Origin of the sequence: Thioalkalivibrio sp. AKL8 (genome assembly GCF_000380525.1) — a bacterium.
Taxonomy (GTDB): domain Bacteria; phylum Pseudomonadota; class Gammaproteobacteria; order Ectothiorhodospirales; family Ectothiorhodospiraceae; genus Thioalkalivibrio; species Thioalkalivibrio versutus.
In genome coordinates this window covers 354,827-369,390 of record NZ_AQYF01000008.1, presented here as the reverse complement: position 1 = coordinate 369,390, position 14,564 = coordinate 354,827, and the positions used below count along the sequence as shown (strand labels likewise).

The 14,564-nt window shown below is 67.7% G+C and carries 12 protein-coding genes; 4 read left to right on the top strand and 8 right to left on the bottom strand.

All coding sequences use genetic code 11. The features are described 5' to 3' along the window. Nucleotides 1-113 precede the first annotated feature (113 nt). Nucleotides 114-2,957, bottom strand: coding sequence for a phosphoenolpyruvate carboxylase (gene ppc, locus G335_RS0109055; protein WP_018176533.1), 2,844 nt, complete (start codon nucleotides 2,955-2,957; stop codon nucleotides 114-116). 82 nt (nucleotides 2,958-3,039) lie between these two features. After that, entirely contained in the window at nucleotides 3,040-4,527 is a 1,488-nt protein-coding gene (glgA, locus tag G335_RS0109050) for a glycogen synthase GlgA (protein ID WP_018176532.1), read from the bottom strand. Between the two features lie 264 nt (nucleotides 4,528-4,791). Between glgA and pgi the strand changes: the two genes are divergently transcribed. After that, a complete protein-coding gene (gene pgi, locus G335_RS0109045) occupies nucleotides 4,792-6,435 on the top strand; it encodes a glucose-6-phosphate isomerase (RefSeq protein ID WP_018176531.1) in 1,644 nt (547 codons plus the stop codon). 22 nt (nucleotides 6,436-6,457) lie between these two features. Here pgi and G335_RS0109040 read toward each other — a convergent pair whose 3' ends face one another. Further along, the gene (locus G335_RS0109040; protein WP_018176530.1) at nucleotides 6,458-7,306 is read right to left on the bottom strand and encodes a bifunctional nuclease domain-containing protein; all 849 of its coding nucleotides are present in this window, start codon (nucleotides 7,304-7,306) and stop codon (nucleotides 6,458-6,460) included. A gap of 95 nt (nucleotides 7,307-7,401) precedes the next feature. Between G335_RS0109040 and G335_RS0109035 the strand changes: the two genes are divergently transcribed. After that, nucleotides 7,402-8,001, top strand: a complete 600-nt coding sequence (locus G335_RS0109035) for a DUF938 domain-containing protein (protein WP_018167998.1) — start codon at nucleotides 7,402-7,404, stop codon at nucleotides 7,999-8,001. A 169-nt stretch (nucleotides 8,002-8,170) separates the two neighbouring features. Here G335_RS0109035 and G335_RS0109030 read toward each other — a convergent pair whose 3' ends face one another. Next, nucleotides 8,171-8,596 carry a DUF3617 family protein gene (locus tag G335_RS0109030; protein ID WP_018176529.1) on the bottom strand — a complete coding sequence of 142 codons (426 nt, stop codon included), beginning with the start codon at nucleotides 8,594-8,596 and terminating at the stop codon, nucleotides 8,171-8,173. Between the two features lie 125 nt (nucleotides 8,597-8,721). Here G335_RS0109030 and G335_RS0109025 point away from each other — a divergent pair, with 125 nt between their 5' ends. Then, the gene (locus G335_RS0109025) at nucleotides 8,722-9,678 is read left to right on the top strand and encodes a matrixin family metalloprotease (protein ID WP_018176528.1); all 957 of its coding nucleotides are present in this window, start codon (nucleotides 8,722-8,724) and stop codon (nucleotides 9,676-9,678) included. A 39-nt stretch (nucleotides 9,679-9,717) separates the two neighbouring features. Here G335_RS0109025 and G335_RS0109020 read toward each other — a convergent pair whose 3' ends face one another. From G335_RS0109020 to G335_RS0109010, 3 genes are all read right to left on the bottom strand, one after another. Continuing rightward, entirely contained in the window at nucleotides 9,718-11,001 is a 1,284-nt protein-coding gene (locus G335_RS0109020) for an OmpP1/FadL family transporter (RefSeq protein WP_018176527.1), read from the bottom strand. A 114-nt stretch (nucleotides 11,002-11,115) separates the two neighbouring features. Further along, nucleotides 11,116-11,313, bottom strand: coding sequence for a DUF3185 family protein (locus tag G335_RS0109015; protein WP_018146324.1), 198 nt, complete (start codon nucleotides 11,311-11,313; stop codon nucleotides 11,116-11,118). 23 nt (nucleotides 11,314-11,336) lie between these two features. Continuing rightward, nucleotides 11,337-11,588, bottom strand: coding sequence for a GlsB/YeaQ/YmgE family stress response membrane protein (locus G335_RS0109010; protein WP_026304801.1), 252 nt, complete (start codon nucleotides 11,586-11,588; stop codon nucleotides 11,337-11,339). A 407-nt stretch (nucleotides 11,589-11,995) separates the two neighbouring features. Between G335_RS0109010 and mltF the strand changes: the two genes are divergently transcribed. After that, nucleotides 11,996-13,462 (top strand): membrane-bound lytic murein transglycosylase MltF, encoded by a 1,467-nt coding sequence (mltF, locus tag G335_RS0109005; RefSeq protein WP_018176526.1) that lies wholly within the window; start codon nucleotides 11,996-11,998, stop codon nucleotides 13,460-13,462. Here the strand turns inward: mltF and G335_RS0109000 are convergent. Beyond that, nucleotides 13,449-14,543, bottom strand: a complete 1,095-nt coding sequence (locus G335_RS0109000) for a DUF3524 domain-containing protein (protein ID WP_018176525.1) — start codon at nucleotides 14,541-14,543, stop codon at nucleotides 13,449-13,451. The genes mltF and G335_RS0109000 overlap by 14 nt on opposite strands. Between the last annotated feature and the right edge of the window lie 21 nt (nucleotides 14,544-14,564).

The following is a 14,564-nucleotide window of genomic DNA, read 5'->3' as shown; positions in this document are numbered from 1 at the left end:
CCTTGTCTCGGAAAACCTGGGGTGCCAACGCGAGGGTACACATTAATCAGTGTTTCCCTAGCAGGATGACGATCGCGGACCACCGGCTGGGGCGGCCCGTGATCAGCCTCTCCCTAACCGGTGTTGCGCATGCCCGCGGCGATCGCGTTGATCGAGCGCAGCAGGGGCGACAGCCACGGATTTTCGTCGGCGTCGTCGTCGGCCTCGGCGTCGAACTGGCGGGACTCGCGCAGCAGGTGAATCTGGATGCTGTTGAGCGGGTCCAGGTACGGGTTGCGCCGTTGCAGCGAACGCGCCAGCAGGGGCGTCTCGTCCATCAGTCGTTCCAGTTGTGCCACGCGCAGCACTTCGGTGACGGTGCGGCTGTGTTCCTCGCGCACCAGGACGTAGATGCGCTCGGCCAGTTCCGGGTCGCTGCACAGGCGGGCGTACTCCGCGGCGGTGCGCATGTCGGCCTTGGTCAGGGCCATCTGGCAGTTGGACAGCAACGAGCGGAAGAACGGCCACTCCTGGTACATCCGCTGCAACTGGGCCAGGCGTTCGGGGTCATCGCCGCGCCACTGTGCCAGCGCGGTGCCGATGCCGTACCAGGCAGGCAGGGTGTGGCGCGCCTGGGCCCAGCCGAAGACCCAGGGGATCGCGCGGATCGAGCTCTTGGAGCGATCGGTCTTGCGCCGGTGCGACGGGCGCGAGCCGATATTCAGGAAGCCGATCTCCTGTACCGGGGTGATCTCGTAGAAGTAATCGAGCACGCGTTCGGTGCGGTCGATCAGTTCGCGGTAGGCATCCTCGCCAGCCTGCGCGAGCTCGTGCATGGTGGCGCGGTAGTCGTCGCGATCCTTGCGCGGCGGCCGGATCAGGCTGCGCGAGGCCAGCATGACGCCGGTCGCACCCATGCCCAGCTCGTACACCGCGGTCTCCACGTTGGAGTACTTGTACGACAGTACCTCGCCCTGTTCGGTGAACTTGATCCGGCCCTGCACCGTGGCCGGGGGCTGGGCGAGGATGGACTCGTGGGTCGGGCCGCCGCCGCGCCCGACGGTGCCGCCGCGGCCGTGGAACAGCTGGCAGCGCACACCAAAGCGATCGGTAATGCCGACGATCTTCTTCTGTGCCTCGTAGAGGTTCCAGCTGGAGGCGAGGATGCCGCCGTCCTTGCAGGAATCGGAGTAGCCGAGCATGACGTCCTGGATGTTCCCGGAGGCGGCCAGCAGTCGTGCATACACCGGGTTGGACAGCAGGCCCTCGAGGACGTCCTCGACATGCAGCAGGTCCTCGATGGTCTCGAACAGCGGCGAGATGCGCAGATGGCAGAACGGGTTGCCTTCTTCGTCGTTGCCCGCGAGACCTGCCAGGCGGCCCAGCAGCAGGACCTCCAGCACATGCGAGGCGGCGTGGGTCATGGAGATCACGTAGGTGCCGATGCCGTCCGGACCGACCTCGCGGCGCATGCTCTGGATCACCTCGAACACGCGCAGGGTCTCGCGGGTGCTCTCGCCCAGGGGCTTGCGGTCCACCTCGGGCAGGTTCTCCAAGGCGATCAGTTCGCTCAGCGCCTGCTGGCGGCCGGTCTCGTCCAGCGCGGCGTAGTCGGTGTCCGGTGCCAACTGGCCCAGCAGTTCCGCGATCGCGTCGGAGTGGACGGTGGACTCCTGGCGCACGTCCAGGTGGTGCAGGTGAAAGCCGAAGGTCTCGACCAGGCGGATCAGGTCGGTCAGCGCGCCGCTGGCGATGTTGCGATCACCATGGCTGACCAGCGAGTCGCGGATCAGCTTGAGGTCGTTCAGGAAGGCCTGGGCGTCGGCATAGGCGCTGTTGGTCGGCAGCACGGCGGCCTCGCCGCGGACCCGGCGCACCACGGTGTCCAGGGTCTCGCGCAGACGGTAGCGCATGATGTAGAGCTTGCGCCGGTAGGGCTCGCTCTCGAAGCGGTCGGAGGCGCCCTGGAACACCGCGTTGGCGATATTGGAGTCGGCGTCCAGGCTGTCGAGGAATGCCTGCGACGGCTGGCACATGAAGGATGAGTGAGTCAGCACGTTGCGCAGGTGGTTGACCCGCTTGAGGTACTCGCGCAGGACCTGTTCCATTGCCAGGCGGCAGGACAGCTCGGTGACCTCGGGGGTCACGTTCGGGTTGCCGTCGCGGTCGCCGCCGATCCAGGAGCCAAAGTGCAGGAAGGCCGGGATGCGTACCGGCAGGCTGCCGTCCGGGTTGACGCCGTAGATCCGGCGGATGGCCTTCTCGAGGAAGCGGTAGGACTGCGGGATGGCCTCGAACAGGCTCTCCTCGAAATAGAACAGGCCGTACTTGATCTCGTCCTGAACCTGCGGCTTTTTCACCCGCACCTCGTTGGTGCGCCAGAGGATCTGGATCTGGGTCTCCAGTTCCTCGGTGATCAGGCGGCGTTCCTCCTCGCCCAGCCCCGGCTGGTTCAGCCGGTCGGCGGTCTCGAACACGCGGCGCTGGTTCTCCATCGTGGTCCGGCGGCGGGCCTCGGTGGGGTGGGCGGTGAACACCGGCTGATAGTGCAGCTCGTTGAGCAGGCGCTCCAGCTCCTCGGCGGTGACGCCTTCGCCATGCAGCTCGCGCAGGGTCTGGTCGAAGGAGCCGGTCCACAGCGGCTCGCCGCTGGAGACCTGGGCTCGGCGCCAGCGGTAGAACAGGTCTTCCTCGGCGATGTTGACCAGGCTGAAGTAGATGCTGAAGGCGCGGATCACGCGCTCGGTCAGCGAGGCGTCGAAGTGCGTGATATCGGCCATCAGCTGGCGGCGCAGGTCCGGATCCTCGTCCTTGCGCAGGCTGACGAAGCCGCGGCGCAGCTTCTCCACCGCGTCGAACACGGCCTGGCCTTCCAGGTCGTGAATCACGTTGCCCAGGAGTTCCCCGAATAGGCGCACGCGGGCGCGCAGTTCCTTGTCCTTGGGGAGGAATCGGTCGTGTTGATCGCTTCGAGTCATATCGGGCCTGTGCGCGCAGGACGACGATCGCCGCTGCCTGGGCTTGCCGGTTGGGGTTCGGGAGGTCGCGAAAAGGACGCGATTATAGCGCAGATGCCGCCTTCGCACGCCGGCTGCGGCGCGGAAGCTGTTCGCGGTACAGGGCGAGATAGGCATCGGCGCTGGCGGTCCAGTCGAAGTCGCGCGCCATGCCGTTGTGCATCAGCTGTTCCCAGTGGCCGTCGCCGCGCGCGGTATACAGCGCCAGGGCGCGCTCCAGGGCGGCGCCGAGGGCGGCGACGCTGTCCGGGGTGAAGCTGAAACCGGTGGCGGTGCCCGCCTCCAGGTTCTCCGGCGTGGCATCCACCACGGTGTCGGCCAGACCGCCGGTGGCGTGGACCACCGGCGGGGTGCCGTAGCGCAGGCTGTAGAGCTGGTTGAGCCCGCAGGGCTCGAAGCGCGACGGCATCAGGAACAGGTCGGACCCGGCCTCGATCTGGTGGGCCAGCGGCTCGTCGTAGCCGATGTGCACGCCGACCTGGCCGGGGTAAGCGCGGGCGAGGGCGCCGGTGGCGTGTTCCAGGTCCTTCTGGCCGGAGCCGACCAGCGCCAGCTGGATGCGCCCAGCCTCCAGCAGCGGCGTGCAGGCGGCATGCAGCAGATCGACACCCTTTTGCTCGACCATGCGGCCGACATGGCCCAGCAGCGGGGTCTCCGGGTTGGTCTCCAGGCCCATGCGGGTCTGCAGCGCAGCCTTGTTGGCGGCCTTGCCCGCGAGGTCCTCGGCGCTGTAGCGCGCGGCGATGTGGCGGTCGCGCGCCGGATCCCAGTCGCTGTAGTCGACCCCGTTGAGGATGCCGTGCAGGTCGGCGCCGCGGGCGCGCAGCACGCCGTCCAGCCCCATGCCGTAGGCCGGTTCCTGAATCTCGCGTGCGTAGGTGGGCGAGACGGTCGTGATCGTGTCGGCGAACACCAGGGCCGCCTTCATGAATGAAAGCTGGTCGTGAAACTCCAGGGCCTCCGGGTGCCATAGCTCCGCGGGCAGGTTCAGATCCTGCACGGAGTTTGCCGGGAACAGGCCCTGGTAGGCCAGATTGTGGATGGTGAACACCGTCCGCGGGCGTTCAACGCCGGTGCGCTCCGGGTCCAGCAGCAGTGGCACGAGACCGGTCTGCCAGTCGTTCAGGTGAATCAGCTCCGGTGCCCAGTCCAGCCCGGCCTCGTCGCGTGCCAGGGCCACGATGGCGCGTGCGAAACCGGCAAAGCGCTGGGCGTTGTCCGGCCAGTCCATGCCATTGCTGGCGCTGTAGGGGTTGCCGGCGCGCTGGAAGTATTCCGGCCAGTCGATCAGGTAGACCGGGAGCCGGGTCCCGGGCAGGCGGCCCTCGAGGATCTGCCAGGGGGCGCCGTCCGGGCCCGGGCGCGGGGTGGCATCCACCAGGTTGCGGCAGGCCTCGGGGTAGCCGGGCAGCACCAGACGGGCATCCTGGCGCCGCCGGCGCAAGGCGGCGGGCAGGCTGGCGCTGACATCGGCGAGCCCCCCGGTCTTGACCAGGCCGTGGGCCTCGCTGCTGGCGAACAGGATGCGCATGCAAAAAATCCCCAAGTGCGGAACCGGCGGCGCCGGATGACTTTCTGCTAATTGTAACGCAGGGGCCGGGGCGGCACTCTGGAGGTCTAGAGAGACACTGATCAATATACTTTGCGTTGATGCCTTGTGGCCCTCGATCCGGTGTGCAGCCCCTACCCAAAGAATGGGGGACCATTGGACATGGGGCACGAACGCGAATGTGTACATTGATCAGCAACTCCTAACAACCGAGGGAAAAGAATGGCGGCAGGAGTGGGTGCGGTGATGGAGAGTGCCTTGCGGGTCGAGGCCCGACGGCTGGCGGACGAGCCCCTGCGCGAGCTGTTCGCGCGCGATCCGGATCGAGTGCAACGCGACGTACAGGAGGTCGCCGGGTTGCGCCTGGACTGGACGCGCCAGCGCCTGGACGGTGCGGCCTGGGATGCCCTGTACGAGCGCGCTGCGGCCTGTGAGGTATCGGAGGCGCTGCGCGCGTTGTTTGCCGGCGAGCGGGTCAATACCACCGAGGGGCGGGCGGCCCTGCACACGGCCCTGCGCCTGCCGCGCGACGCCCACTGTGAAGTGGATGGCGCGGACGTGGTTCCGCAGGTGCATGCGCAGCTCGACCGGGTCGAGACGTTCGTGCGGCGGATCCACGATGGGGTCCACCGTGGCTACAGCGGGCGTCCGATCCGTCGCGTGGTGAACATCGGCATTGGCGGCTCCGACCTCGGGCCGCGCATGGTCTGCCGGGCGCTTGCGCCGCATGCACAGGCGACGGCCGACGGCGTGCCGCTGACCGTGCAGTTCGTCTCCAACGTGGATGGCGCGGCGCTCTCCGCCGTGCTGCGCGAGGCCGATCCGGAAACCACGCTGTTCATCGTCGCATCGAAGACCTTCGGCACCCAGGAGACCCTGACCAACGCCCGTGCGGCCCGCGCCTGGCTGCTGCGGCATGCGTCGGACGACACGGCCGTCGCCCGCCACTTCGTGGCGGTTTCCACCGCCCGCGATCGGGTAACGGAGTTCGGTATCGACCCGGACAACATGTTCGGCTTCTGGGACTGGGTCGGCGGGCGCTATTCCGTGTGGTCCACCATCGGGTTGCCGGTGGCGCTGCTCCTCGGCATGGACGGCTTCCGTGCGTTTCTCGGCGGGGCTCATGCCATGGACGAGCACGTGCGCCAGACGCCGGTCTCCAGCAATGCCGCGGTGCGCATGGCTTTGGTGGATTTGTGGAACCAGAACCTGCTGGGGGCACAGTCGCGCGCGGTACTGCCCTACGACGAACGCCTGTCGCTGCTGCCGCCGTACCTGCAGCAGGCGGAGATGGAGAGCCTGGGCAAGCGCGTGGGGCTGGACGGGCAGGTCGTGACGGACGCAACCGGCGCGGTGGTCTGGGGTGCGGTGGGCACCGATGGTCAGCACGCCTTCTTCCAGTTGCTCCACCAGGGCACGCGCTTTATCCCGGCCGAGTTCATCGGCGTGGCCCGCCCCGAGCACGACCTGCCGGCGCAGCACCCGTTGCTGCTGGCCAACCTGGTGGCGCAGGCCGAGGCGCTGGCGATGGGCAAGGACGAGGCCGCGGTGCGCGCCGAGATGACGGCGGCCGGGCAGTCGCCGGAGGCGATTGATGCGCTGGCGCCGCATCGGACCTTCCCCGGCAATCGGCCGAGCACGCTGATTCTGCTGGAACGCCTGGATCCGGCCACGCTGGGCGCGTTGATCGCGCTGTTCGAGCACAAGATCTACGTGCTGGCCACGCTGTGGGGGATCAACGCCTTCGATCAGTGGGGGGTGGAGCTGGGCAAACAGCTGGCCGGTCAGGTGCTTGAGGACCTGGCGCCCGGCGCGACCGCCGGCGAGCACGATCCGGCAACCACCGCCACGCTCGACTGGCTGCGCCCGCGGCTTCCGCCGCGGGACTGACCCGCGTCCGTTCCGGCTCTGCTCAGACGGTCAGGGCGTCGTCGGACTCCTCGATCTCGGGGACGTCCGTGGGCAGCGTAATACTGCGGGTCTCGCCATCCAGCCAGTAGCGGATTTCGGCGGGCTCGCCCTCCGGTGTCGCGGAGATCGCCTCGAGGAAGTCCATCGGGGTGGTGGGCGTGCGCCCGTTCACTTTCAGAATCAGGGCGCCGTGGGTCAGGCCCGCGGCGGCGGCGCGGCCCGCGGCACGGCTGACCAGCACGCCGGATTCGTCCGGCAGTTGCAGGGCTTCGCGCAGGTCGTTGCGAGCCTCCACAACGGTGATGCCGAGGGCGGTGACGACCTCGTCCTCGCCCGGAGGGGTGTAGTCGAAGGCGACATCGGCCTCCAGGATTTCCGGCGCGACATGGATGGCGGCCCCGCTGCGTACCGCCAGGGCGAGCCCGTCGCTGGGGCGGGTGTCGATCAACCGGGGTTCGGCCTCGCCGGCGATCCGTACCTCCAGCCAGCCGAGATAGGTACCGTTCTCCAGGCCGTCAATGATCACCCGTTCCAGGCGCGCATCCATCTGCTCCAGCAGGTCGATCATCAGGTCGTGGGTCTGCGGGCGCGACAGTGTTATGTCGTGCATGGCCAGCAGGATCGCGCGGGCCTGGTCGGTCCCGATCACGATCGGGACCACCTCGCCGGACGTCGGGTGTCGCAACAGGGCGATGGGCGTGCCGGAGCCGGCATCCACCCCGACGGTGGCCAGTTCGACCGGCAGCAGGCGCTCCGGGTCGGTCGCCATGTCGCGGGCCAGCGCCTCGCCGCCCATGACCAGCAACAGGACAAGCAGGGCGGGCAGGAACAACCGGAAGCGGGGTGTCATCAGGGCAGCCTGGAAATAGGGTGTGTCCCGATCATGGCAGTGCGGTTGCGGGGCGTCCAGAATACCGCCTTGTCCCCCGTGAACGGATCGCTGCGATGACCTCCGACAAGCCCTATGCCCCGGCCGCGGATCAAAACCGCGCGCCGATCCTGGCCCAGCTGCGCGAGCAGTTCCTTGCGCATGGACGGGTGCTGGAGATCGGCGCCGGCACCGGGCAGCACGCGGCGCATTTCGCCGCGGCTTTGCCGCATCTCGACTGGTATCCCAGTGACGTGGCAGAGAACCTGCCGGGCGTGGAGGCCTGGCGACGCGACGCGGCCCTGCCCAATCTGCGGCCCCCGCTGAAACTGGACGTGCTACGGGATGCCTGGCCGGAGGGGCCGTTCGAGTACGTCTACAGCGCGAATACCGTGCATATCATGCACTGGCCGGCGGTGGAGGCGCTGTTTGCCGGCGTGGCCCGGGTGCTGGCGCCGGGTGGGCTGTTCGCGCTGTACGGCCCGTTTGCCCACGACGGTTCGCATACCGCCGAATCCAACGCCCGGTTCGACCAGATGCTGCGGGCGCAAGATCCGGGCATGGGCGTGCGCGACCGCGCCGACCTGGATGCCCTCGCCACGGCCGCCGGCCTCGAGCCCGCCGCGGTCATCGACCTGCCGGCCAACAATCAGATCCTTCTCTGGCGCAGGGCTTAACGACCACGAAGGCACGAAGAAGGGCCAGAGCGAAAGAATATTCACCACGGAGGTCACAGAGGGCACGGAGAAGAAAAACGATCTGGGAAGAGGCACAAGCAGGGATCGCGACTTGCGTAACTTCAGCCCCCGGACTTTTCTTCGTGCGTTTCGTGGTGAATACAGGGGGTCAGCAGTCGCCGATGCGCTGGCCGCGCATCTCCATGCGCACGTTCATCCGGCCCATCGGGGTATCCATCTCGCTGGTCATTTCGCCCTCGGTGCGATCGCCCATGAAGCGCATGCTGCCGTCCATCTGCATGCGTCCGCCCTGCGGGCCTGGGCAGCTCATGGTGTAGTCCATGCGGTCGGCCGTCATGTCCATCTGGTCCAGGGTGCAGCCTTCCGGCGCCTCGATGATGTTCTCGCCGCGGTCGAGGTCTTCCTGGGTGACGCACTCGGTGCTGGTCTCGGTCTGGTCCGGCATGCCGCCCATGCCTTCCATGATCATGGTGGTCTGGTTTTCCCAGAGACCGGGCTGGATGTTCGGGGTCTCGGCCTGGACGACGAGCGGCAGGGCAACGAGCGGCAGGGCGGCAAGAAGGATGCGCAGCATGGCTGTCTCCTGAAAGGGGCGTGAGTGCGTCTTGCCCAATGGTGCCTGGCGCGTCATGACGGGGCAAACGCGGGTGGCGGTGCCCGCTGGCTGGTACCTTGGGTGTGTGCGAGGGAGGAACTGTAATGGCAATACCGTTATGGCTGGTCGGCGGTGTCGGGGCGCTCGCGCTGGGCGGTGTCCTGTGGCAGGAGGGGCAATTGTCGGGCGGCTCCGCGGGGCATGCGCACCTGGCCGCGCCGCGCTGCGAGGTGCCCATCACCCTGCATCTGGAGGCTGTGGACCCGCGCTTCCGGCTGGAGCGTGACGCGGTGCAGGCGGCCCTGGATGCCGCCGTGAGCATGTGGGACGGGCAGACGCCGGAAACACTTTTCCATCAGCGCGAGGGCGAAGGCATGCCGGTGCGGCTGGTGTTCGACGAGCGCCAGGCGGGTGCCGAGAGCCGCGACCGGGCGCGCGCGGAGCTGGACCGGCTCAAGCGGGGGATCGCCGAGCGCGAGGAGCGCCTGGATCACCGTCACTCGGCGCTGGCGGCGGATGCCGCGGGCTATCAGCGACGCCTGGACGACCTTCAGGCGCGCCAGCGCGAGTACGAAGAGGCGGTGGCCGCCTGGAATGCCGGACGCATGGCGCACAGCGCGGGGAACCGCGAGCGGCTGGAACGGCAGCGCCGGGCGCTGGATGCGGCGCGGGACGACCTGGAGCAGCGCCGCCGCACGCTGGATCGTCGGCGCGACGAGCTCAACCGCGAGATCCGCGACCTCGAGGGCGAGATCGATGGCTTCAACGAACGGGTCGCGGAACTGAACCGCGAGATCGGCGCGACCGGGGCCTTCGATATGGCGGTCTACGAGCAGCAGGGCGCGCGGCGCTCCATCACCGTGTTCAAGGCCAGTGACGCGGACGAGCTGCGCCTGACGCTGGCGCACGAGCTGGGGCACGCCCTGGGGATCGAGCATGTGGACGACCCGACCGCGGTGATGCACGCGATCCTGGGCGAGGCCAACGCCGGGCGGCGCGATCTGAGTGACGCCGACCGGCGCGCCCTGGCGGCGGCCTGCGAAGTGGAGCTGGAGCGGTGATGAACGGGGCGGGGCGTATGCCCGGCCCCGGATTCGGCGCTAGAAGTGGTAGCGCATGGCGGCCGACAGGACGTGCACGTGACCCTTGGTCGTCCCCTGCATGTTGATGTGGGTCCCGTTAAAGCTGCGCGTGATGTCGAGATCCTCGCTGGCGATGTGGATGTAGCTGTAGCCCAGGTCGAAGGTGAAGCGCTCGCTGCGGGCGTAGCTGGCGCCGAAGGAGAACCAGGTGCGGTCGCCATCCGGGGTGCGCGTGCCGCGCCCGTTGGTCTGCGTCGGGGTCTGGTCGTACTGGATGCCGCCACGCAGGGTCCAGCGCGGGTTCATCGCGTACTCGGCCCCCACCGCCAGGGCGTAGCTGTTGCGGTAGTTCTGTTCCAACACCTGCTCGTTGCCCTGGGGCAACTGGATCCGGATCTCGTCGAAGTTCGACCAGTTGAACCAGGTGTACTGGGCGAGGCCAGTCCAGCGGTCACTGAAGCGATGACGAATGCCAATCGAGGCGATATCGGGCAGCTTCAGGTCGGCCTGGCCACCTTGAACGATGGTGTCGCCTACTTGGGCGCGTAGGGGGTCGTTTGTCGATAGCGTCGCGGTGGCTGTGCCCTGGAGGGTATGGGTGACGCCTTCACGGTAATGGATGCCCAGGCGGGTCGCATCGCTCAGGTCGAACAGCATGCCGATGTTGAAGCCGACATCCCAGTTGTCGCCCTCGAGTTCGAATTTCCCGTCGGTGTCCGGATTGAGACCGGCCGGGTCCGGCGTCGCGCTGCGCAGGGTGGCATCGGCGTACTGCAGGTCGAGGCCGCCGCCGATGGAGATCCGGTCGGTCAGCTCGAACGCGATGCTCGGTTGCAGATTGAGCACGCGCAGGTCGGATTCCAGTGAGTCGTAGCGGGCGAAGAAGTTGTCGTTGTACTCATTCTTCAGGCCGAACGGGGCGCTGAGGCCGAAGCCCAGCCAGACTCGGTCGGAGTACTGCTGTGCCCAGTACAGGTTGGGCACCGGGGTCGGGTCATAGGGGTTGCTGCTGTCGCGCCCGGGGATCTGGGTGCTGCGCTGATTGACCTCGGAGTTGGGCATCAGCAGATGCACACCGGCCTGGAGTTCGTTGCCCTTCAGGCGGGTCATGCCGGCCGGATTGAAGTAGATGGTGGAGGCATTTGAGGCGACGGCGACATCCCCCGCATGGGCCCGGCCGAGGCCGGACGCGCCCTGCGTCTGGATGTAGAAGCCGGCGGCCATCAGGGTTGCGGGGGCGGCAGACAGGGCGGAGCTAACGGCGATCGAGAGCGCCAGGCGGCGCGACGGTGTCAGAGTCATGCGGTCTCCCCTCGTTTTTTGTTCCAGGGGGGCCGCAGCGATGCCGCGTCCGGTGTCGGTCGCAGGCTCCCCCGAGGCGGACCCTACCGCCTCGGGAAGATCACGCCAACCGCATCACATTTTCGAGGTCATCAGGATCAGGCCGATCAGCGCGGCCACGCCGCCACCGATAAGCAGCGCGAGGGTGCGCCGGGTGAAGCGGCCAAGGAACAGCCGCGCCGCGCGCTCGCGCATGCCGAAGGCGTCCTGAACACCGACCAGGGCGGCGATCAGGCCGCCAACCAGCAGGATGATGCCGAGGATCTGGATCATGAGAACTCCTTGGATCGGGTGGATCAGGCCTTTCGGATCAAGCGAAGCAGACCGAGAAGCAGCACGGCGCCCACGGTGGCGGCGGCAAGGCTGCCGATCAGTCCGGCTGCCTGCACCCCGAGCTGGGTGAACAGCCAGCCGCCGAGGAAGGCGCCGATCACGCCAACCACGATATTCAGCAGGATGCCCTGCCCGGACCCGTGTACCAGCAGGCCTGCGAGCCAGCCGGCAATGCCGCCGATGAGCAGGAGGAGGAGAAGGGATTCCACGGGCATGTTGTCGCGCTCCTGGCAAGTGACGGGCGATTGGATCGCGCGGATGTCGAGGCGTTCCCCCAGGGAGGCACTGCTCAACTCGAGCACGGGCGTGCGAATTGATCAGTGCCTCCCAGGCCTCAAGGATGCCCGCTGGGTTTGGCGGAGCCTTTGGCCTTGTTCCTGGCCGCGGTCGTTCGCTCGGCGATGGGCCGGACTTCGACTGTACAGGGCGTGTCGCCCTTGTGCCCACCGGCACGGGTGAGCCGAACATCCGTGAACGGATACTTGGTGATTCTGCAACCCCGCGAGTGTGGGTATTTTTGAGAACCATTCCGCAAAACCCTAGTCTCGGTATCGGACATTCATGGATCCGTCATGGAATCGGTTGGCGTTTGACGCCGGCTGCCGACGGGAAGGAAACCGGTATGACCGAACAATCGAAGCGCAAGGGACGGGTCACTCGCTCCGCGCGCTGTGGGCGAGCCTTCCGGGCATTGATCCCGGCGGCCCTGCTGGCGTTACTGGCCGGGTGTGGTTCGGAGAACGGGCAATCCGGAACGATGGTTTCCAACGCGGCTGCGGGCGATCGCCTGGCCTCCGTGGAGGAGACCGGGACGCTGCGCGTGGTGACCCGCAACGCACCCACCACCTGGTACTTTGACCAGCATCTGGAGACATCCGGCACCGAGCACGACCTGGTCGAAGGCTTTGCCCTGGCGCATGGCTGGAAGGTGGAATGGGTCATGGCCGACTCGGTTTCCGGTGTCCTCGAGTCGCTCGAATCCGGCGCGGCGCACATGGCGGCAGCGGGTCTGACCCATCTGCCGTCGCGCGATGAGCGCTTTCGCCGCGGTCCGCACTACATGGAGGTGAGCGAGCAGGTGGTCTGCCATCGCGACTTGTCCGGCCTGCCGGGTTCGACGGACGAGCTGGAGGGCGTCGATCTGGTCGTCTCGGCCGGCAGCAGCTACGTCGAAACCCTGGAGGAGGCGCTGCCGGAATCGGTCGATTTCGAGGTGCGCGAGATCGGCACCGAGCGCCTGATGGCGCAGGTCGCCCGGCAGGAGATCGGCTGCACCGTGGCTGATTCGCACATCGTGCGTTACAACCGCCGCTCCTTCCCGCATCTCGACATCGCCTTCGATCTGTCCGCGCCGCGCGCGCTGGGGTGGTATGTCGATCCGGAGCATGCCGAGCTCGCCGAGCTGGCTGCGACCTGGATGCAGGGCGCCGGTGGCCGCGAGCTGCGCGACCTCGTGGACGAGCGCTATTACGCCTACATCAACCAGTTCGACTTCGTCGACCTGCGCGCGCTGAACCGGCGCATAGAGGATCGCCTGCCCCAGTACCATCCCCACTTCGAGGAGGCGGCCGAGCGCACGGATTTGCCCGCGGATCTGCTGGCTGCACTGGCCTATCAGGAGTCGCACTGGGATCCGGAGGCGCGCAGCCCGACGGGCGTGCGCGGGCTGATGATGCTGACCCGTCGCACCGCCGAGTCGCTGGGCGTGGATCGCCTGGACCCGGTGGAGAGCATCGACGGCGGGGCCCGCTACCTGCAGCGTCAGCACGGGTTGCTGCCGGATGACATCGTCGAACCGGATCGTACCTACCTGGCGCTGGCGGCCTACAACATTGGCCGGGGCCACCTGCTGGATGCGCGCCGCCTGGCGCGCGAGCTGGGACGGGACCCGGATCGCTGGGCCGACATGCGCGAGATCCTGCCGCTACTGACCGAGGAGCGTTACTACAAGGATCTGCGCTACGGCTATGCGCGCGGGTATCAGCCGGTGTACTACGTGCAGCGCATCCGCAATTACCGCGACGTGATCCGCCCGGTGTTCGTGGCCGAGGACGAGATGTCGGATCGGGTCGTCGTCAGCCGCGACTGACCCGTGGCCTCTTGCGGCTACCCGCGACGAGGTCGTCCAGCATTCCTTGCCAATCCGGCTCCAACCGCTCCGGCGTCCACGCGCAGACGTCGGGTGCGGGCGGGGGCCCTTGTTGCAGCCATGCCTGCAGGCGGTCCGTCAGCGTGTCTACATCGCCTTGCGGGTAGCGACAGGCATCGGGGTATTGTTCGCGGTAGGCCAGGGCATCCGGGACCAGCGGTGTGGCACCAGCGGCGCTGGCCTCCAGCACTGCCAGGCCCTGGAACTCGTGCCGGGCGGTACTGACGACGATGCCTGCGAGGCCCAGTAACGCGTCGTATTCGCTGCGGGGCAGCTTGCCATCGGCGATGATCCGGTTCCCCAGGGCCTCGCGCAGCTTTTGCAGGGGTTCGGGGGCATTCGCCGGCCGCGGCCCCAGCAGGGCAAGACGGAAATCCACGCCCGACCCGGCCAGCGTCAGCATGGCCTCGGCAAAGACCTCCGGGGCCTTGTCGTATTCCCAGCGGTGATTCCAGAGGATCAGGCCCGGATCGCGAGTGCCGCCGGCCACGGCCGTTGGCTGGATCGGCACCGGGAGGATCGCGCTGCGCTGCGTCAGTCGGTCGCGTATCCCGGAAGGTACCGCATCCGGCATGCGTCCGAGCAGGGTCGCCATCCCTTCCAGGAACGAGTCGCGGTTGAACGCCGAGTTGAAGGCGATGCGGTCCGCGGCCAGCGCCGCATAGATCTGCACCATCTGCGGGTCCACCGAATCCACCTGTTGCGGGCCCAGCGGATAGGCAAACTGGTTCTCGTGCACATAGTAGAGCGTCGGCAGGGCGGCGAGGTGGGGCTGGAGTCCGCGCAGGGTGGCGAGATCCACCATCGAGGTGGCGATGACTGCGTCGGCTTCCGTGGTCGCCAGTGCGTCCAGCCAGGAGATCGGGTTGCCACGGATGCGCCAACGGAAGTGGCGCCCAGGCAGTTCCAGTAGCCGCCAGTCGAACGCATCGAAGGTGCTGGTTAACCAGTCCGCCCAGGCCGCGTGGCTGTCGGCGCGATAGGAGGACAGCAGGAGGATGCGCTTGCGATGGTCCGGCACGCCCCTGTACGCCTCCGGTCG